The sequence below is a fragment of the Pseudomonas corrugata genome (assembly GCF_050920615.1).
GTDB lineage: Bacteria > Pseudomonadota > Gammaproteobacteria > Pseudomonadales > Pseudomonadaceae > Aquipseudomonas > Aquipseudomonas corrugata.
The window spans coordinates 5,360,463-5,380,268 of the sequence record NZ_CP130434.1 but is presented as its reverse complement, the minus strand read 5'-3'; the positions used below and the strand labels follow the sequence as shown (position 1 = coordinate 5,380,268).

16 protein-coding genes are annotated in these 19,806 nt (G+C 61.6%); 6 read left to right on the top strand and 10 right to left on the bottom strand.

Going from position 1 to position 19,806, the window contains the following annotated elements; translation table 11 throughout:
• Genes QZH45_RS24080 through QZH45_RS24065 form a run of 4 tightly spaced genes read right to left on the bottom strand, consistent with a single transcriptional unit; the run spans position 1 to position 4,385 of the window.
• Entirely contained in the window at positions 1-1,167 is a 1,167-nt protein-coding gene (locus QZH45_RS24080) for a DUF4350 domain-containing protein (RefSeq protein WP_053192308.1), read from the bottom strand.
• Positions 1,164-2,702 (bottom strand): DUF4129 domain-containing protein, encoded by a 1,539-nt coding sequence (locus tag QZH45_RS24075; protein ID WP_053192310.1) that lies wholly within the window; start codon positions 2,700-2,702, stop codon positions 1,164-1,166. Before QZH45_RS24075 ends, QZH45_RS24080 begins: the two co-directional genes overlap by 4 nt.
• Positions 2,689-3,663 (bottom strand): stage II sporulation protein M, encoded by a 975-nt coding sequence (locus QZH45_RS24070; RefSeq protein WP_024776495.1) that lies wholly within the window; start codon positions 3,661-3,663, stop codon positions 2,689-2,691. The genes QZH45_RS24075 and QZH45_RS24070 overlap by 14 nt, the downstream gene beginning before the upstream one ends.
• On the bottom strand, positions 3,660-4,385 hold the full coding sequence (locus QZH45_RS24065; RefSeq protein WP_053192312.1) for an RDD family protein: 726 nt from the start codon (positions 4,383-4,385) through the stop codon (positions 3,660-3,662). Before QZH45_RS24065 ends, QZH45_RS24070 begins: the two co-directional genes overlap by 4 nt.
• A 186-nt stretch (positions 4,386-4,571) precedes the next feature.
• Between QZH45_RS24065 and sbcB the strand changes: the two genes are divergently transcribed.
• Positions 4,572-5,999: an exodeoxyribonuclease I gene (gene sbcB / locus QZH45_RS24060; RefSeq protein ID WP_055135152.1), complete on the top strand. Its 1,428-nt coding sequence runs from the start codon at positions 4,572-4,574 to the stop codon at positions 5,997-5,999.
• Between the two features lie 92 nt (positions 6,000-6,091).
• Here sbcB and mvaT read toward each other — a convergent pair whose 3' ends face one another.
• The gene (gene mvaT / locus QZH45_RS24055; protein ID WP_024776498.1) at positions 6,092-6,472 is read right to left on the bottom strand and encodes a histone-like nucleoid-structuring protein MvaT; all 381 of its coding nucleotides are present in this window, start codon (positions 6,470-6,472) and stop codon (positions 6,092-6,094) included.
• Positions 6,473-6,766: 294 nt separating this feature from the next.
• Between mvaT and purU the strand changes: the two genes are divergently transcribed.
• Both purU and QZH45_RS24045 read left to right on the top strand, forming a co-directional pair.
• Positions 6,767-7,615 carry a formyltetrahydrofolate deformylase gene (purU, locus tag QZH45_RS24050; RefSeq protein WP_024776499.1) on the top strand — a complete coding sequence of 283 codons (849 nt, stop codon included), beginning with the start codon at positions 6,767-6,769 and terminating at the stop codon, positions 7,613-7,615.
• Between the two features lie 196 nt (positions 7,616-7,811).
• Entirely contained in the window at positions 7,812-7,976 is a 165-nt protein-coding gene (locus QZH45_RS24045) for a hypothetical protein (RefSeq protein ID WP_170167955.1), read from the top strand.
• A gap of 12 nt (positions 7,977-7,988) precedes the next feature.
• On the opposite strand, the gene QZH45_RS24040 is transcribed toward QZH45_RS24045, so the two are convergent.
• The 4 genes from QZH45_RS24040 to QZH45_RS24025 all read right to left on the bottom strand — a co-directional run bounded on the left by QZH45_RS24040 (position 7,989) and on the right by QZH45_RS24025 (position 13,078).
• Positions 7,989-8,984, bottom strand: coding sequence for a lysylphosphatidylglycerol synthase transmembrane domain-containing protein (locus QZH45_RS24040; RefSeq protein ID WP_055135151.1), 996 nt, complete (start codon positions 8,982-8,984; stop codon positions 7,989-7,991).
• Complete coding sequence (locus tag QZH45_RS24035) at positions 8,981-9,748, bottom strand: DUF2334 domain-containing protein (protein ID WP_024776501.1); 768 nt, start codon at positions 9,746-9,748, stop codon at positions 8,981-8,983. The genes QZH45_RS24040 and QZH45_RS24035 overlap by 4 nt, the downstream gene beginning before the upstream one ends.
• A gap of 16 nt (positions 9,749-9,764) precedes the next feature.
• Entirely contained in the window at positions 9,765-10,886 is a 1,122-nt protein-coding gene (locus tag QZH45_RS24030) for a glycosyltransferase family 4 protein (protein WP_024776502.1), read from the bottom strand.
• Positions 10,887-11,188: 302 nt separating this feature from the next.
• The gene (locus QZH45_RS24025; protein ID WP_024776503.1) at positions 11,189-13,078 is read right to left on the bottom strand and encodes a methyl-accepting chemotaxis protein; all 1,890 of its coding nucleotides are present in this window, start codon (positions 13,076-13,078) and stop codon (positions 11,189-11,191) included.
• Between the two features lie 188 nt (positions 13,079-13,266).
• Here QZH45_RS24025 and QZH45_RS24020 point away from each other — a divergent pair, with 188 nt between their 5' ends.
• A complete protein-coding gene (locus QZH45_RS24020; protein WP_055135150.1) occupies positions 13,267-14,754 on the top strand; it encodes a helicase HerA-like domain-containing protein in 1,488 nt (495 codons plus the stop codon).
• 134 nt (positions 14,755-14,888) lie between these two features.
• Here QZH45_RS24020 and QZH45_RS24015 read toward each other — a convergent pair whose 3' ends face one another.
• Positions 14,889-15,344, bottom strand: coding sequence for a DUF721 domain-containing protein (locus QZH45_RS24015; protein WP_024776505.1), 456 nt, complete (start codon positions 15,342-15,344; stop codon positions 14,889-14,891).
• Positions 15,345-15,651: 307 nt separating this feature from the next.
• On the opposite strand from QZH45_RS24015, the gene secA reads away from it, so the two are divergent.
• Positions 15,652-18,393, top strand: a complete 2,742-nt coding sequence (gene secA / locus QZH45_RS24010; protein ID WP_024776506.1) for a preprotein translocase subunit SecA — start codon at positions 15,652-15,654, stop codon at positions 18,391-18,393.
• Between the two features lie 100 nt (positions 18,394-18,493).
• A complete protein-coding gene (argJ, locus tag QZH45_RS24005; RefSeq protein ID WP_053192319.1) occupies positions 18,494-19,711 on the top strand; it encodes a bifunctional glutamate N-acetyltransferase/amino-acid acetyltransferase ArgJ in 1,218 nt (405 codons plus the stop codon).
• Positions 19,712-19,806 lie beyond the last annotated feature (95 nt).

Genomic DNA, 19,806 nt, shown 5'->3' with positions numbered 1-19,806 from the left:
TCATAAGGCATTCCTGAGGGTTTGCAGATGGGCGACCTGGCGGCAGAACTCGGCGCTGGACATGCGCTGTTTCGGCCGGGGGCTCAAGGCCTGGCTGATGGCCCGCGTGGATTGGCGGCTGAGCCGTGCGAGCACTTGCCACTGTTCGGCGACGGCCAGTTGTTCGAAGCCGGGATGACGATGCCGCGCCCGACGCAGCACGTCCTGTTGCAAGGTTTGCAGCAGATGCTGCCGGCCGTTGTGCCGCAGCTGGAACCCGGCGCTGGCCTGCACATGTTCTTCCAGCTGGCGCCGGGCCTTGGAGGCCGGTTGTTGCAGCGGGCCGTGGCGGATCGCCGAGCGCCAGAGCCAAAGGGCAATCAGGGCCGCCAGCGCCACCAGTGCCTGGGGAAAGTAACGCAGCAGCAGGGTCAGCAGGCTGTCGTGGTCGATATTGAACAGCAACGTGACGGTGCTATCGGCGCTCAGGTACCAGAGCAGCCAGGCGTTGTCGTACTGTTCGATCTGATCGTTCTTCCACAGCTCGGCGTCGGTGATCACCGTGATCGAGCCCTGGCCGTGGTTCAGTTGCATCATGTGGGTCGACAGCGCGCTATTGGCCCAGGCCTGGGCGAGGTTCTTCGGGTCTTCGAGATGAAAGTCGGTGTCGAAGCCGACGTAGGCGGGTGCCTCTTCGTCTTCCAGGTACAACTTGGTCAGCTTGGGGTAGGGCTCCTTGATCAGCTCTGGGGGGGGCTCCTTGAGGTCCTTGCTCAAGATCTGGCGCAGTTGCACGCGGTCCAGCAGCAGGTCGCCGCTGCTTGCGGTGCTGTCATCCCACAAGGCTTCGGCAACAAACAGCAGGCGGCCACCGGCACGGGTCCAGTTCATCAACTGGTCGACCTGCCGGGGCGTCATGTTCGTCCGTTCGCCCAGCAGCAACAGGGTGTGCTGATGAGGTTCGAGGTCAGGCAGGACGTCCAGGTTGTTGGCGTGCTCGACCTCCAGGCCCTGCTGGCGCAGGAAATGTTCGGCTGCCAGGTAGGGGTTGGCCTGGGCCTCGGGGGAGGGGCCGTAATCGACAGTTTCCTGATAGGGCACCGCGCTCCGGTAGAGGTACATGACCAGTGCCCCCACCAGCGCGACGACAATCAGTATCGCGGCCAGCCATCCTGCGCGGCGGTTCATCGGGAGGCTCCCGTCTCGAACAAGCCGCGCCAGCCGTCGCACAATTGCTGTTGCAGATCCGGGGGCGGAGTGCGATGCCCGTAGGCAACGCTCTGCCAGTGCAGGGTCAGGTTCCTGCTGAACGCCAGCAGGTCTTCGTGCCGGAGCTGTTCGACGCGCTGCAGCACCTGGCCTTCGGTATCGGCCGGTTTCAAGGCGACGCCGAACTGATGATGCAGCCGGCTGAGCAACGCCCGATACAGCAGCCCCAGGGCGTCACGGGGATCAGTGCTCCATAACTGCTCGACGCGGGTCGCCACATCGTCTGGCAGGCTCTCTTCGCGAATATCCAGGCCGAACATCCGGGGCGGTGCCGGTCGTTCCACGGCCGGCCGTTTTATCGGTTGGCGTCGACCCAGGGCCTGGAAGTTTTCACGATAGCGCCAGACCAGCCAGGCAATCGCCCCTGCCAGAGCGGCCCAGAGCAGGACCTGGATCAGTGCGGCGGCCGCTTCGTAGTGCTGGCGACCCAACCATTGGAGCAAGGCCTTGAACCAGCCCGGCGTTTCCTTGGCTTCGGTGGGTTCGGTGGTGTCCTCGCCGAAACGATAGCGGGTGACCGTTTGCGGGTTCTTGAACGGTGGGGCTTCGAGGATCGCCTTGATGCTGTCTCTGGAGGCCTCGCTGGTGAGGGGCTGGTTGAGCAACCGCGGGCTGTCGGGGGCGATGCTGTCTTCGTCGGCCCAGGCCGGGGGCGCCGGCGGCAGCAGGAGCAGCGCCAGCAGCATCAGCACAGGGACTGCGCTGCTCAGGCGCTGGCGCAGTCTCCGGAACACCAGTTCGATGTCCCAGGCCTCGAGGATCGTGCGCCGGTTCAGGTAGAGGCTGAAACCGCAGGCGACGTACACCGGCTCCCAGACGATCAGCAGCAGGGGATACAGGACGTTGACCAGGTGCTCGAACCACAACCAGTCGTGCTCGGTCGTCGTGACCAGCTTCTGCCAATCCCAGTCCAGTTCGACCTGTTGCGGTACGAACAGATAGAACAGGGCCATCAGGCCGAACCACAGGACGGTTTCCAGGTGCATGCCGATCACGGTCAGCCACCGCGCCGCGCGTCCGTTGCGTTGCTGTAGTACTTGCAGGCGCAGCGCTCGCGCATTCCCGGCGAGTCCTTCGAGTTGCACCACCGGCATCAGGAAGCTGCGACTCAGGCTCAGTCGCCGCCAGGTCAGGCTGGCGAACAACTGCGGCTTGAGCAATGCCGGCCACTGGCGCAGGGCCTGCTTCAGGGTTGGCGTTTCGCCAAACAGCGCCTTGGACAGAATGTGCAGTGGTAAGCGGTCGAAGGCCGGTTTCAACCACCAGAACACCAACAAGACCAGGGATGGTGAGTCCCATAACAGCAGGCACAGCAGCGTGTAGATCGGCAGGGTGATAATGGCCCAGCTGGTCATCAGCAGCCGTCGGTGCTGCTGGCTCATCAACACGCCCAGGTCCATGGCTTCCCAGGCGGTACGCGGACGGATGACGACGGAGGCATCACTCAGCCGCATGGCGTATCCGTCCGGCAAACAGCAGGTAACTGAACACCAGCAGCCACAGCAATGCGCCGACCGTATATTTGACGACGGGTGTCACGGTGCTGGAGGACCAATACGCTTCGATGAACGCGGCGAGAAACAGGAGCAGCATGACCCCGCCGATCATCGACACGCTTTTGCCCGCGGCGAGCCGCAGGGCTTCGCCCCGGGTGAGGCGTCCCGGCGCGATCAATGCCCAACCCAGTTGCAGGCCTGCGGCACCGGCGAGGGTGATCGCGGTGAGTTCGAAGGCGCCATGCCCGATCACGAACGACCAGAACGTGCCTCCGGAACCGATCTGGGTCAGGTGCCCGGCGACCGCGCCGATGGTCAGGCCGTTGAAAAAAAGGAAGAACGCGCTGCCCAGGCCAAACATCATGCCGCTGGCAAACGTCTGAAAAGCGATGCCGATGTTGTGCATGATGTAGTAGCCGAACATGGCCCAGTCTTCGCTGGCCGCCCGTTCGATCGAGCGTCCCAGATGGCCGGCGCTCGGGTCGTACATGCTGCGGATCTGGCTGATCTCTTCGGCATCCAGCACGCTGTAGACGAGGTCCGGAAACAGATAGACCAGCAACCCGATGCCGGCCAGGCTCCCCAGGAACATCAGGCTGGCAGCCAGCACGAACCGCCATTGTTCACGGACCAGCCGGGGAAAACCGGCCAGGATGAACGCTGAAAGGCTGGCCGATGGCCGGCTGCGGTCACGGTAGAGCTGCTGGTGACCGCGCAGCGCAAGCTGTTGCAGGGCGTCGACCAGCAGGCTGCTGTAGCCCCGCGCCTGGGCCAATGCCAGATGCTGGCAGAGCCGACGGTAGGCCTGGGGAAAATCGCTGCACTGGGGCACATTGCGGCTGCGCTCCAGCTGATCGAGCTGCCGGGACAGCTGTTCCCATTCCCCTTGGTGACGGCTCTCGAACAGGCTTTGCTTCATGTCGGCCCCAGCAGGCCGCGGGCGATGCCATTGAGCTCGGCCACGGCTCGCGGTGGCTGGACGTTCAGTGGTGCCGCCAGGATGGCCGCCAGTTCGTTGACCCTGGCCTGGGAAAGTTCGGCCTGACGCTCAGCGAAACCCAGCACCGCGCGTTGCTCGTTCAGGCTCAGGGCAAAGGGCGGGCGTACCGGCAGTGCCGATGGCAAGGCAGGGCGCTTGACCGGTTGCTCGCGATACACCACCAGCGTGCCGGCCGCCAGGTCGCCCAGGCGTTTGAACGCCGGATGCTGCAGACAACTGATCGCCCCGAAGGTGTAGCCGAAGGGCAGCATGTCGACGAAACGCAGCAGGTTGCGGATCAGCGAAGCGGACCAGCCGATGGGACGGCCGTCGTCCTGGACCACCCGCAATCCCATCATTTGCTTGCCGGGAGAGCACCCCTGGTGCAGTACCTCGAACAGCACCATGTACCACCAGCTGACGACGAACAGCAGGATGGAACCGAGGCCGATACCCAGGTCACCGAAAAATGCGAGGATGCCGAACAGAAAGCCCAGGATCAGCCCCCGTATCCCCAGGTCGATGGCAAAAGCCAGAGCGCGGGGCATCAACCCCGCCGGGCGCAGTGGCAGGTCGATGCCTTCGGGCGTCTCGACCTGATACCGCGTGTCCAGTGGCGGGGGCAGCGTCGCGGTCCTTTGCAGTGCTGGAGTCTCGAGCATGGGCAACCTGAGTGATGGGCCGGTTCGAACATTCAATCCCGGCAGATGCTAGCAGCCTTCGTGCGGGCAAACGATACAACTGTGTATGTCATTTTATGGATCGTGACGTGATTCAATCCGTCGACCCCTGGCCGAAGCCGGGTGGGACCCCCTAGACTTCGTCAGTCTTTTGCTCAGGAACAGCCCGTGACCTCCATCTTCTGGTACGACTACGAAACCACCGGCATCGATCCCCGTTGCGACCGGCCCTTGCAGGTGGCGGGCATCCGTACCGATTTCGAGCTCAATGAAATCGACGAACCGGTGAACCTGTATTGCCGGCCGAGCGATGACATCCTGCCCCATCCTGCGGCTTGTGCGATTACAGGCATTACCCCGGCCTGCCTGGCTGAAAAAGGCCTGAGCGAAGCCGATTTCATGACCCGCGTCCACCTGCAACTGGCCGCGCCCGGTACCTGCGGCGCCGGGTACAACACCCTGCGTTTCGACGATGAAATGACCCGCTACAGCCTTTATCGGAATTTTTTCGACCCGTATGCGCGGGAATGGCAGGGTGGCAACAGCCGCTGGGACTTGATCGACCTGGTCCGTGCGGCTTACGCGCTGCGCCCCGATGGTATTGCCTGGCCGCAAGAGGATGGCCGGGTCACTCTCAAGCTCGAGCGCCTGACCGCCGCCAATGGCATCGACCATGGTCAGGCTCACGATGCGTTGTCGGACGTGCGCGCTACGATTGCCCTGGCACGCCTCATCCGCCAGAAGCAGCCCAGGCTCTACGACTGGCTGTTCCAGTTGCGCAGCAAGCAGAAAGTGATGGACCAGATCCGTCTGTTGCAGCCAATGGTGCATGTGTCCGGGCGTTTCTCGGCAGCTCGAAACTACATTGGCGTGGTTTTGCCACTGGCCTGGCATCCGAAGAACCGCAATGCGCTGATTGTCTGCGACCTGCACCTCGATCACCAGGGGTTGCTGGACCATGACGCGGACATCTTGCGGCAACGTCTGTATACCCGCCGCGACGAACTGCTCGAGGGAGAGTTGCCCGTGCCTCTCAAACTCATTCATATCAACAAATGTCCGGTGGTCGCGCCGCTATCGGTGCTGCGTGCCGAGGATCGGCAGCGGCTGCAATTGGACATGGATGGACTGCAGCAACGGGCGTTGCAGCTAAGTAATGCCCAGCAAGTTTGGCAGGATAAACTTCAGGCTATTTATGGTCGCGAGGATTTCACTGCCAGCGAGGACCCCGAGCAACAGTTATACACAGGCTTCCTCGGTGATCGCGATCGCCGTTTATGTGAACAAGTGCGCATGGCGGACCCGGCTGATTTGGCGCAAGAGCACTGGCCTTTCGATGATGAACGTTTGCCGGAATTATTGTTCCGATATCGCGCACGTAACTTCCCAGACACCTTGAATCCCGAAGAGCAGGGGCGCTGGAGGCTGTTCTGTCAGCAACGCCTGTCATCACCGCAATGGGGGGCGCCCAATACCCTGGAAAGTTTTGATGAGGCAATGGGCGAATGGCTGGCGCTTTCCACGCCATTGCAGCGGGAGGTGCTCACGCAGTGGCAAGGTTACAGCCAGCAACTGCGCAAACGTTTAAGCCTTTGAGCGGCGGTGAATGAAGAAACCGCAGGCATGAAAAACGCCAGCATATAGCTGGCGTTTTTTTGTGCGTAGAGAACGCTGAAACCCGACGAGGCTTAGCCCAGCAGGGTTGCCCAGCCTTCAACGACGTCGCCGCCCCACTTGGCTTTCCACTCTTTGAGAGTCTTGTGGTTGCCACCTTTGGTTTCGATGACTTCGCCGTTGTGCGGGTTTTTGTATTGCTTAACTTTGCGAGCGCGTTTGGTGCCGGTAGTTTTCACGGCGCCACCACGAGGTGCTTTACCCGATTTGGCTTCTGGATCCAGCAGGGCAGTGATATCGCGCAGGGATTTGGAGTATTCACCCATCAGAGTGCGCAGTTTGCCTTCGAATTCCAATTCTTTTTGCAGTTTATCGTCTTTGGACAGGTCGGCCAGACGCTGTTGCAGTTCTTCAATGGCTTGTTTTGTAGCGTTGTATTCAGTGATCAAGGACATGGGGACTACCTTATGTAGGGCACTGCGGACAAGGAGACAGTGTGGCAATAGTAATCAGACAGTTTCATCAAGTAAACATTTAAGCAGGCTTTTATTTAATTACTTAGTGTCAGGCCACAAAAAATGGCCTTGCAGTTAAATACCCTTACGGGCTTTCACATCCGTTCACAATATAAGCCCTGTCCCCGGACCCGCCCCGCTCGCTGTCCGTAGGGGCTCGTCCTGTCATCAATACTGCAGTTTTGCTGCGCAATGGCTAGAATGGCCGCCTTTGCGAAGTTCTGGAGTTCTCTAATGCGCACTTTTCGGCTGGTGATTGCTTGCCCGGACCGCGTCGGTATCGTTGCTAAAGTCAGTAACTTTCTGGCGTCCCATAACGGTTGGATCACTGAAGCAAGCCATCACTCGGACAATCAGAGCGGCTGGTTTTTCATGCGTCACGAGATCCGTGCGGACTCGCTACCCTTTGGCATCGAAGCGTTTCGCGAGGCTTTCGCGCCGATCGCCGAAGAGTTTGCGATGGACTGGCGCATCACTGATACCGCGCAGAAAAAACGCGTGGTGCTGATGGCCAGCCGTGAGTCCCATTGCCTGGCAGACCTGTTGCACCGCTGGCACAGCGATGAGCTCGACTGCGACATCGCCTGCGTGATTTCCAACCATGACGACTTGCGCAGCATGGTGGAGTGGCACGGCATTCCGTACTACCACGTACCGGTCAACCCGCAGGACAAGCAGCCGGCCTTCGCTGAAGTCTCGCGGCTGGTCAAGCAGCACGACGCCGAAGTGGTGGTCCTCGCCCGTTACATGCAGATACTGCCGCCGGCCTTGTGCAGCGAATACGCTCATAAGGTGATCAACATCCACCACAGCTTCCTGCCGTCGTTCGTCGGTGCCAAGCCATACCACCAGGCTTCGATGCGGGGTGTGAAGCTGATCGGCGCCACTTGCCACTACGTGACTGAAGAGCTTGACGCCGGCCCGATCATCGAACAGGACGTGGTACGCGTCAGCCACAGCGACAGCATCGAAGACATGGTGCGTTTCGGCCGTGACGTGGAGAAAATGGTGCTGGCTCGAGGCTTGCGTTATCACCTCGAAGACCGTGTGCTGGTGCACGGCAACAAGACTGTGGTGTTCTGACCTCCGGGCCTGCCGGGCAACCGGCTGGAATATGTCACAACCCGGTGGGAGCCGAGCTTGCTCGCGATGGTGGTATGTCAGTCGACCAAGATGTTGCTGGTCCGCCGCCATCGCGAGCAAGCTCGGCTCCCACAGTGGATGCCGCTTGATCTTTAACTGACGGGCATTAGCCTGTCGGGCTCTTATGAGGCACGCCATGACCGATCCACTGGACAAAGCCACCTCCAAAGCCCCAGCCACCCTCGGTGAGGGCTGTCTGAGCCGCTACGATCCCGAAGAACTGGGCCCGGAGGACGGCACAGAGTTTCCCGACGCCGCCGAACTGTGGAAACAGACCCATCCCCAGGACGATCCCGATTAGGCTTCGACCGCTTCAAGCCTGTCTCGGCTTCATCAGCTTCCTGATCAACGGACGCCCGACCATCAGGAAGAATACCGGCCCGCCAGCTACCAGATAAAAGTAATAGGTCACCGCCCGCCAGATCAGAATCGCCGCCGCTGCGGTGGACTTGCCAACCATAGGCGCCAACAATGCGGCCGAGGTCACCTCAGCCGCCCCGGCGCCGCCGGGCAGAAGACTGAATTGTCCCGCGCTGAGGGACAGCATCTGGACCAGGAAACTCCAGGCCCATTGCAGATCCGCTCCCAGTCCTTTCAGCGCCAGGTACAGCACGCTATAACGCAGGGCCCAATGCAGGCACGTCAGGCCGAAGACCTGGAAGAGTGTCTGTCGTGGCAGCTTCAGCGTCGTGGTAAACGCCGCCAGAAAATTCAGGATCTTGCGCCCCCAGCGGCGCCGGGTAGTGGCTTTCACGCGCAGGTGTCGCAGCAGCCTGGCGCCCAGCAGGATCAGCCGGCGATGGTAGCGAGCCACCAGGGCACAGCCGATCAGCCCGCCAAACAGCGATAACGCGCTCAGTGCCAGCATCCATTCCATGCGCTGGCTGAGATTCTGGAACAGCGCATACAGCAGGATGCCCACCAGGGCGCAGAGGAAGAACAGCAGGTCGCTCAACTGATCCATGGCGAACACCGCGCTGGCGTGGGCCGGGCGCACGCCGTTGCGGGCCAGCAGGGCCATCAGCGTCAACGGCCCGCCGCTGCCGCCGGGTGTGGCGCACATGGCGAACTCGGTGGACATCACCACGCCGATGCTCTTGAGTCCGCCGATGCATCCACGTTGCTCCCCCAGCAGCAGGCGCAGGCGCACGGAGTTCAGCGCCCAGCACAGCCCGATCATGCACAGCATGCTCAATAGCAGAGTCATGGGAAAGCGCTGTACCCGTGACCACATTTCCCCGCCACCTACCAGCAGCGGCACCAACAACGCCGTGAGCAGCGCCGCAGCCAGCCAGAGCGCCCGTTTCATGCGGCGCGGCTGAGCCGCAGGCCCTGGCCGGCCAGCCACCCGGACTTGGTCATCGGTGCGCGGCCGTCGTCGAGCAGGCGCTCAAGGGTCCGCAACCAATAGTCCCGGGAAAACCGATGGCGCATGTCTACCGGATGCAAGCCCAGGCGAATCACCTGTTCCTTTCGCCAGCGTTGTTCGCGTTGATCGTTGATGACCTTCGACAAGCCACGGCGCCAGGCGCTGCGGGCGCTCCAGACCAGCCCCGGGGCGTCGATGGGGGCGAAATCCGGCAGGCGATAAAGGTGCTGGGTATCGCTGGTATAGCTCAAGGGCAACTGGCACAAGGCCCGGCGGGTACCTTCGCTCATCAGCCAGGCCGGGGCTACGAAGCCTTCCAGCGGCCACTGGTAACGTTCAAAGGTTTCGATACCGGCGCGCAGGCGGGCGAGAGCAGCATCTTCGGTCAACTGGTAGAACTCGCCTTCATGGGTGTAGACCCGGCGCATGAACCAATCCCGGGGATGGAGGGGAGGGGGGGCGTCGTCACAATGGTAATAGCCGTGGAGCACCAACTCGTCGCCGCGCTCGACCCGGCTGTCGAGCAGGCGCCGGAAGCCGGGGTGATCGTCCAGCGCGTTGGTGTGATGGAAGTCCGGCACTACTAGCCAGGTCATCGGTACATGACCGAGGGCGTCGACGGCTTCGACGAAGGGCTGGTAGTCGGGCCAGGTTTGCGGTGCCACGTCGTGCAGCACCAGTAAAACGCTGGGCGAGTGATTCATTGGCACGCACCTCGTCTCAAGCATTGGCCTGTAGCGGCATCTGTTCACCTAGCACGGCGTAATAATGCCCCAGCAGGCTGTTGACCACCGAGTCCCAGGCATACTGGCGCTCCACATGACGACGGGCCAGCAGGCCGCGGCGCTGGCAACCTTCAGAGAAGAGCTGTCGCACGGCATTGGCCATGGCCTGTGGATTGTTCGGCGTGCACAGCAGACCGCAGTCTTCGTGGACGATCTCGGTGAACGCGCCGGCCGCGACCGCCACTACCGGAATGCCGCTGGCCATCGCTTCGAGGATCACCAGGCCGAAGGTTTCCTGATCGCCCGCATGCAGCAAGGCGTCGGCGCTGGCCATCAAGCGGGCGACTTGCGGCGCCGGGCGGAACGCATCGATCACGGTGACATTGTCCGGCACGATGGCGGGCATTGACGAGCCCACCAGCAGCAGGTGGTAGCGCTCGCCCAAGCGCTTCATGCATTTGAGCAACACCGGCAGATTCTTTTCCTTGGAACCACGTCCGGCGAAGATCAACAGGCGTGTGTTTTCAGCAATGCCAAGCTCGGCGCGCAATTCCGGGTCGCGGGCACCGGGGTTGAACATCTGCAGGTCCACGCCCAAAGGCTGCACATGGACGTTGCGCACACCCAATCCGGCCAGCTTGTCGGCCATGACCTGGCTCGGTGCCAGGACCCGGTCGAAGTTGCCGTACAACTTGCTGACGTAGGCTTCGATGTTGGGGGTGAACCAATTGCCCATACGATTGCTCACCAGCAAGGGCAGGTCGGAGTGATAGAACCCGATCACGGGTACGTCCAGCTGGCGCCGGGCGTCCAGTGCGGCCCAGGCGGTGAGGTAGGGATCGCCGACTTCTATCAGATCCGGTTGCAGATCGCGCAGGGCGTTGCGCCAGGGTGCGAGGCGAAGTGGGAAGCGGTAGCCCTTGCCGAAGGGCAGAGCAGGGGCAGGCACCTTGTAGATCCCGTCCTGCTCGCTCAAATGCGCGCCGGGAATCAGCAGACTGTGACGGATACCGGGCCGATCCCCCAGACGACGGTGCTTGGCATCCAGATAAGTGCGCACGCCTCCGCTGGCAGGGGCGTAGAACATGGTTATGTCCGCTATATGCACGATGAACATCCCTCCGGTCTGTGTTCTCCTGAGTTGACCTTCCTGAAGAATAGATGTTCGGTTGGGTTGTGGTGGGGTGGAGGCAGTGGAATGTTACTTGCCTGATCGGCCTTCAACGCGGGCAGGCCCGCTCCCACAGGGGATTGGGGCGGGCCGGAGCGTGTGTGTGTCCACGGTAAATCCAGGGTGGGAGCGAGCCTGCTCGCGATGGCGGCTTCGCATCCGGCATCACTTCAAACTGACCCACCGCTTTCGCGAGCAAGCCCGCTCCCTCAGGGGATTGGGGGCGGCCGCAGCAGCCTTTTAGTGCGTTAGATACGGAAACTGCCTACCAACTGTTTGAGCCGCGCCGCCTGCCGCTCAAGATCGGAGCATGCGCGCAAGGTGGATTGCAGGTTTTCCACGCCTTCCTGGTTCAAGGTGTTGATCTCGGTGATGTCCACGTTGATCGACTCCACCACGGCCGTTTGTTCCTCCGTGGCCGTGGCCACCGACTGGTTCATGCCGTCGATTTCACCTATGCGCTGGGTCACGCTGTTCAGCCGTTCTCCGGCCTGGTTGGCGATCTCCACGCTCTCCTGACTGTGACGCTGGCTGTCATTCATGGTCGTGACCGACGCCCTCGCGCCGACCTGCAATTCCTCGATCATGGTCTGCACCTGTTGCGCCGATTCCTGGGTGCGATGGGCCAGGTTGCGCACCTCATCGGCCACTACGGCAAATCCGCGCCCGGCCTCACCTGCCCGGGCTGCTTCGATCGCGGCGTTGAGGGCCAGCAGGTTGGTTTGCTGGGAAATGCTGGTGATCACTTCCAGGATCTGGCCGATGTTCACGGTTTTGCTGTTCAGCGATTCGATGTTGCTGCTTGAGGTACTCAGCAGATCGGACAGCCGGTTCATTGCGGCAATGCTGCGGTCCACCACTTGCTGGCCGTCTTCCGCCAGGCCTCGGGCATCGCTGGCTTGATGGGAGGCCTGGGCCGCATTGCGGGCGATTTCCTGGGCTGCGGCACCCAATTGGTTGATGGCTGCGGCGACGCTGTTGGTTCGGCTGGACTGTTCGTCGGAGTTGACCATCGACGAGTTCGAAGCGCTCACCACGCGCAAGGCGACTTCGTTGACATGCTCGGTGGCGGAAGACACTTCCCGGATCGATCCATGGATCCGCTCTACGAAGCGATTGAATGCGGTGCCCAGGATGCCGAATTCGTCCTGGTTCTGGATCGTCAGGCGTTTGGTCAGGTCGCCCTCGCCGTCGGCGATGTCCTCCATGGCCCGGGTCATGACATGCAATGGCTGGATCAGGAGACGAATCAGCATGCTCAGCAGCGCGATGATGAAGACCACGGCAATGACGGTGGCGATCACCGCCGAGGTTCGGAAATTGCTGAGCATCGAGTAGGCCTGATCCTTGTCGACCGACACACCAACGTACCAATTCACCGAGGGCAAGCCCTTGATCGGGGTAAAGGTGACGATGCGCGTATGGCCGTCGACCTCGACTTCGCTGATCTGGTCGCTGATCTTCGGCGTGTTGTGTGGATAGGCATCGTTCAGGGTCTTCATGACCAGGGCTTTGTCGGGGTGTACCAGGATCTTGCCGTCGGCGCTGACCAGGTAGGCGTAGCCCATGCCGTCGAAATCCACGGTCTTGAGGTTATCGATGATGGTTTGCAGGCTAAGGTCGCCACCTACCACGCCGACACTTTGCCCATTGTTTCTGGATGCGCTGGCGATGGATATGATCAGTCCGCCGCTGGCGGCATCGATGTAGGGTTCGGTCAGGGTAGCGGTGCCGCTGCTTTCGGCGCCTTTGTACCAGGGACGTACCCGGGGATCGAAGCCATCGGGCATCTTCGCGTCGGGGCGTATGATGAAGCTGCCCTTGGCATCGCCCAGGTAGGATGCCATGAAGGTGGAGGTCAGAGCTTTCTGTTCCAGCAGACGGGTGACGCTGGCCTGATCTGGAGTGGCGGCGATGTTCTGGGCCAGGTTTTCGATCAGCAGAATACGGCCGCTCAGCCAGGTCTGAATGTTGCTCGCCGTGACGTCGCTCATTTCATGCAGGTAGCTGTCCAGGTCGTCGCGAATGGCGTTGCGTTGCAGGTAATCGTTGTAGGCGGTGAATGAAGCGAAGGCTGCTATGACAATCAGAGCGGCGGCAATCAGGATTTTGTGGCTGAAACGCAGGTTTTTGTTCATGGTTCGGGGTTCCGCGGAGTCTTATAGCTCTGGGCGTGCTTTTATATGAAAAGTTCGAAAAAAGGCGCCGTATTGAAAGTTCTGATATTTCCTTCCCTCCCTGGGGAATTATCCGACCGTGTTTTCAGTGAAGTCTGTTGCTTTTTATATCGGCCATACTCGATCAAAAATTAATCACAGGTGACCACATGCCTGACTCTCTGCAACTCGTTATCGGGGCCGACCTCGCCGGCCAGCCCATTGAGCAGGCCATGCGCCTGGCGAACCGTCATGGCCTGATAGCAGGCGCCACGGGAACCGGCAAGACCGTCACTCTGCAGCGCCTGGCCGAAGCCTTCAGCGATGCCGGCGTGGCGGTGTTCGCGGCGGACATCAAGGGCGACCTGTGTGGACTCGGCGCCGCCGGAAACCCCCAGGGCAAAGTCGCCGAGCGTATTGCCGGCATGCCTTGGCTCAAGCATGAGCCTCGGGCCTATCCGGTGACCCTGTGGGACGTTCACGGCCAGTCCGGTCATCCGTTGCGCACCACCCTGAGCGAGATGGGGCCGTTGCTGCTCGGCAGCCTGCTGGAGCTGACTGACAGCCAGCAGGCGGCGCTATACGCCGCGTTCAAGGTGGCGGATCGGGAAGGCCTGCTATTGCTGGATCTCAAGGATCTGAAGGCCCTGCTCAACCACCTCAAGGACAACCCGGCGCTATTGGGGGACGATGCGGCCCTGATGACCACCGGTTCCAGCCAGGCGCTGTTGCGGCGCTTGTCCACCCTGGAACAGCAGGGGGGCGATGCTTTGTTCGGCGAACCGGCCTTGCAGCTCGAAGACATCCTGCAGCCGGACAGCGACGGTCGCGGCCGCATTCACTTGCTGGACGCCAGTCGTCTGGTCCACGAATCGCCCAAGGTCTACGCGACGTTCCTGCTGTGGCTGCTGGCCGAGCTGTTCGAGCAATTGCCCGAACGTGGTGATGCGGACAAACCGTTGCTGGCGCTGTTCTTCGATGAGGCGCATCTGCTGTTCGCCGGTACGCCGAAGGCGTTGCAGGAGCGGTTGGAGCAAGTGGTGCGCCTGATCCGCTCCAAAGGCGTCGGGGTCTACTTTGTCACGCAATCGCCGGGCGACTTGCCAGACGACGTCCTGGCACAGTTGGGATTGCGCATCCAGCATGGCCTGCGGGCCTTTACCACCAAGGAGCAGAAGTCCCTGCGGGCGGTGGCGGACGGCTTCCGTCCGAACCCGCAGTTCGATGCCTTGACGGTGCTTACCGAGCTGGGCATCGGCGAGGCCCTGGTGGGCACCTTGCAGGAAAAAGGTACGCCGGAGATGGTCCGGCGCGTGTTGGTGGCGCCACCGCAATCGCGTATCGGGCCGCTGACCGAGGCCGAGCGCGCCGGATTGATCGCCCGTTCGCCGTTGCAGGGGCGCTACGATAAACCCATAGATCGCGAATCGGCCTATGAAGTGCTGATGGGACGCAAGGGCCTGGAGCCGCAGACCGAGGTGGTGTCAGGCAAACCGGCGGCCGGGGAGCCGAGCTTTACCGAAAAGGCCGGGGAGTCTCTCGGCACGGCGGCGGGCCAGGCATTGAAATCGGCGATGCGCCAGGCGGCCAATCAATTGGGGCGGCAGTTGGTGCGGGGGTTGATGGGGTCGTTGCTGGGAGGCAACAAGCGGCGGTAGCTCAAGAACCGAGTCGCTTCCTTCGCGAGCAAGCCCGCTCCCACAATGACCGCATTCTTCCTGACGAAACTCGGTAAGTTGTGGGAGCGGGCTTGCTCGCGAAGAGGGCCTTATATCCAACAGAGATACTCAGGTCAGGGCTTGGCCCTGGCATGGGCCGCCAACCGCTCCAGCGCTGCCCGCAGGCTCGGGTCGCTGATGCCGTCCGCGGTGGCCTGGATGGTTTCGGCGGCGTCGGTGGACAGGTCCAGGGTATGCCCCTTGGCCCCGACCTGTACGGTGGGTGGCTGTACCTTGAAGAGAATCCGCGTCAGGCTGGCAAACTCTTCGAACGCCTGCAATTGACGCAACAGGCGCTTCTGCTGGTAGCGCAGGCGCGTGGCCCAATGGCCATCCGTAACGATCAACAGCAAGCTGCCTTCGCGCCAGGACGCCACGTGGCAGTGTTCGCGCGCGGCGGGTTGCAACTGGCTGTCCAGCAGGCGTTGCAGATGACCCAGGCGCTTGGCGTGGCCGAAGATGGCTTTCAGCGGTTTGGCTTCGCGCAACAGAACGGCTGGAGCCTTGGCTGGGAGGGGGCGGAAGGCCATGAACGAATACCGCGAGTGACAGAGGCGCCATGGTAGCAGAAAGCGCCGGGTAAGCCTCGACCCTGCCGGTCGATAGCCGTTTGCTGACACAAACAGAGGGAACTTATGCGCTTTGTGGGTTGATCTTCGCGTAAAAGCCCTTATTTTAGGAAGGCCCCGTCACAGCGCTGTGCCAGCATCGTGGAATAACGCCACTTTCCTCACCATCGTTTCCGGGTAGAATGCTCGTTCGCATGCGGCCATGAGGGCTGCACGGGCGACTCACGGGGCCGCCCTCCATCCCTTTAGTGTGGAAGATCCTGCCGATATGTTTGCGCCTTTGTTAAAGAAACTCTTTGGAAGCAAGAACGAGCGTGAAGTCAAGCGCATGCTCAAGACGGTACAGATCGTCAATGCCTTCGAAGAGCAAATGGTGGCCCTTTCGGACGATCAGTTACGCGCCAAGACTGCCGAATTCAAGGACCGCATCGCCAAGGGGGAAACCCTCGACCAGCTCCTGCCCGAAGCCTTTGCGGTGGCCCGCGAAGCCGGCAAGCGGGTCATGGGCATGCGCCACTTCGACGTCCAGTTGATCGGCGGCATGACCTTGCACGAAGGCAAGATTGCCGAAATGCGCACTGGTGAAGGCAAGACCCTGGTGGCGACCCTGGGCGTCTACCTCAACGCGCTGTCCGGCAAGGGCGTGCACGTGGTGACGGTCAACGACTACCTGGCCCGCCGCGACGCCAACTGGATGCGCCCGCTGTATGAATTCCTCGGGCTGACCGTCGGCGTGGTCACGCCGTTCCAGCCGCCGGAAGAGAAGCGTGCCGCCTATGCTGCCGACATCACCTACGGCACCAACAACGAATTCGGTTTCGACTACCTGCGCGACAACATGGCATTCAGCCTGGAAGAAAAATTCCAGCGTGAGCTCAATTTCGCGGTCATCGACGAAGTCGACTCCATCCTCATCGACGAAGCCCGTACCCCGCTGATCATTTCCGGTCAGGCCGAGGACAGCTCCAAGCTGTACATGGAGATCAACAAACTGATCCCGCAGCTTAAGCTGCACGTCGAGGAAGTCGAAGGCGAAGTGACCCAGGAGGGTCACTTCACCGTTGACGAGAAGACCCGTCAGGTCGAACTCAACGAAGCCGGCCACCAATACATCGAGGAAGTGCTGACCCGCGTCGGCCTGCTGGCCGAAGGCGAAAGCCTGTATTCGGCTCATAACCTGGGCCTGCTGACCCACGTCTATGCCGGTCTGCGTGCCCATAAGCTCTTCCATCGCAACGTCGAATACATTGTGCAGGACGGCCAGGTCGTGCTGGTCGACGAGCACACCGGTCGTACCATGCCGGGCCGTCGCCTGTCCGAAGGCCTGCACCAGGCCATCGAAGCCAAGGAAGGCCTGAACATCCAGGCCGAGAGCCAGACACTGGCCTCGACCACCTTCCAGAACTACTTCCGCCTGTACAACAAGCTGTCCGGCATGACCGGTACCGCCGACACCGAAGCGTTCGAGTTCCACCAGATCTATGGTCTGCAAGTGGTGGTGATCCCGACGAACAAGCCGCTGGCGCGTAAAGACTACAACGACCTGGTGTTCCTGACCGCCGAAGAGAAGTACGCGGCGATCATCAACGACATCAAGGACGGCATGGCCCAGGGGCGTCCGATCCTGGTGGGTACCGCCACCATCGAAACCTCCGAGCACATGTCCGCATTGCTCAACAAGGAAGGTATCGAGCACAAGGTTCTCAACGCCAAGTTCCACGAGAAGGAAGCCGAGATCATCGCCCAGGCCGGTCGCCCGGGGGCGCTGACCATCGCCACCAACATGGCCGGGCGTGGTACCGACATCCTGCTGGGCGGCAACTGGGAAGTGGAAGTTGCTTCCCTGGACAACCCGACACCTGAGCAGATCGCGCAGATCAAGGCCGACTGGCAGAAGCGTCACCAGCAGGTGCTTGAGTCCGGTGGTCTGCAGGTGATCGCTTCCGAGCGTCATGAGTCGCGCCGTATCGACAACCAGTTGCGTGGCCGTGCCGGTCGCCAGGGTGACGCCGGTTCCAGCCGCTTCTACCTGTCCCTGGAAGACAGCCTGATGCGTATCTTCGCCTCTGACCGGGTGAAAAACTTCATGAAGGCCCTGGGCATGCAGCCAGGCGAAGCAATCGAACACCGCATGGTGACGAACGCCATCGAGAAGGCCCAGCGCAAGGTCGAGGGGCGCAACTTCGATATCCGCAAGCAATTGCTCGAGTTCGACGACGTCAACAACGAACAGCGTAAAGTGATCTATCACATGCGTAACAGTTTGTTGGCTGCCGACAACATCGGCGACACCATCGCCGACTTCCGCCAGGAAGTGCTCGATGCAACCGTCAGCTCCCATATTCCACCGCAGTCGCTGCCGGAGCAGTGGGACATCGCGGGCCTGGAAGCTGCATTGCGCAGCGACTTTGGCGTGTCGTTGCCGATCCAGCAATGGCTCGACGAAGACGACCACCTGTACGAAGAAACCCTGCGCGAGAAACTGCTGGCCGAACTGATTGCCGCGTACAACGAGAAGGAAGATCAGGCCGGTGCCGAAGCGCTGCGCTCCTTCGAGAAGCAGATCGTGCTGCGGGTACTGGACGACCTGTGGAAAGACCACCTGTCGACCATGGATCACCTGCGTCACGGTATCCATTTGCGCGGTTACGCCCAGAAGAACCCGAAGCAGGAATACAAGCGTGAGTCCTTCACCTTGTTCTCCGAGCTGCTGGATTCGATCAAGCGCGACTCGATCCGCGTGCTGTCCCACGTTCAGGTTCGTCGCGAAGACCCGGCCGAAGAGGAAGCCCGACTGCGTCAGGAAGCCGAGGCCCTGGCCGCACGCATGCAGTTCGAACACGCCGAGGCCCCAGGCCTGGAAGTGTCCCAGGCCCAGGAAGAAGGGAGCGATGTGGATGTCGCCCTGGCGACCGCGCCGGTGCGCAACGAGCAGAAGCTGGGCCGTAATGAGCTGTGTTATTGCGGTTCGGGCAAGAAATACAAGCATTGCCACGGGCAGATCCAGTAACGCCCGTCTCAAACGCTGAACGACCCGCGCCGCGACAGGCCACCTCTGTCGCGGCGTTTTGCCATTTGATTCAGACATACATTTATTGAGGAGCGCATTCATGGCTGTTGGTCTTGGTCCGTTGCCAACGTTGCACCCGGTTGCCGGTTTTGAACTCGGTATCGCCTCGGCGGGCATCAAGCGCCCCGGGCGCAAGGACGTGGTGGTCATGCGTTGTGCCGAAGGTTCGACGGTTGCCGGCGTGTTCACCCTCAACGCCTTTTGCGCAGCACCGGTCATCCTGGCCAAGCAACGTGTCCAGGGGGCGGTGCGCTACCTGTTGACCAACACTGGCAATGCCAACGCTGGCACCGGAGCTCCGGGCCTGGCCGCCGCCGAGCGCACCTGCGCCAAGCTGGCCGAGTTGACCGGTGTCGATGCCGCCCAGGTGCTGCCGTACTCCACAGGGGTGATCGGTGAGCCGCTGCCGGTCGAGAAGATCGAAGGGGCGCTGCAGGCCGCCCTCGATGATCTGTCGGAAAACAACTGGGCCGCCGCCGCCACCGGCATCATGACCACCGACACCCTGCCCAAGGGCGCGAGCCGTCAGTTCCAGCACGACGGCGTGACGGTCACTGTCACCGGCATCAGCAAGGGCGCCGGCATGATCCGGCCGAACATGGCGACCATGCTCGGCTACATCGCGACTGACGCCAAAGTTTCCCGCCAGGTGCTGCAGGACCTGATGCTCGACGGCGCCAACAAATCGTTCAACCGCATCACCATCGACGGCGATACGTCGACCAACGACTGCTGCATGCTGATCGCCACCGGCAAGGCCAACCTTCCGGAAATCACCGAAGCCAGCGGCCCGCTCTTTGCGGCCCTGAAGCAGGCGGTGTTCGAGGTGTGCATGGAAGTGGCCCAGGCCATCGTCCGTGACGGCGAAGGTGCGACCAAGTTCGTGACCGTGCAGGTCAACGGTGGCGGCAATCATCAGGAGTGCCTGGATGTCGGCTACACCGTGGCGCACTCGCCGCTGATCAAGACCGCGCTGTTCGCCTCGGACCCGAACTGGGGCCGGATCCTCGCTGCCGTCGGCCGTGCCGGCGTGCCGGACCTGGACGTGAGCAAGATCGACGTGTTTCTCGGCGAAGTCTGCATCGCAAGCAAAGGCGCCCGCGCCGCAACCTATACCGAAGCCCAAGGGGCGGCGGTGATGCAACAGGAAGAAATCACCATCCGCATCGAACTGGGGCGTGGTGATTGCAGCGAGACGATCTGGACCACCGACCTGTCCCATGAGTATGTGAAGATCAACGCCGAGTACCGGACTTAACAAGGCTTGGGGCCGAGTTGCGCTGTCGCGAGCAGGCTCGCTCCCACAGGGGATTTGTGCTGGAAACAGGCTTATGCCAGCCTGCAGATATCCTT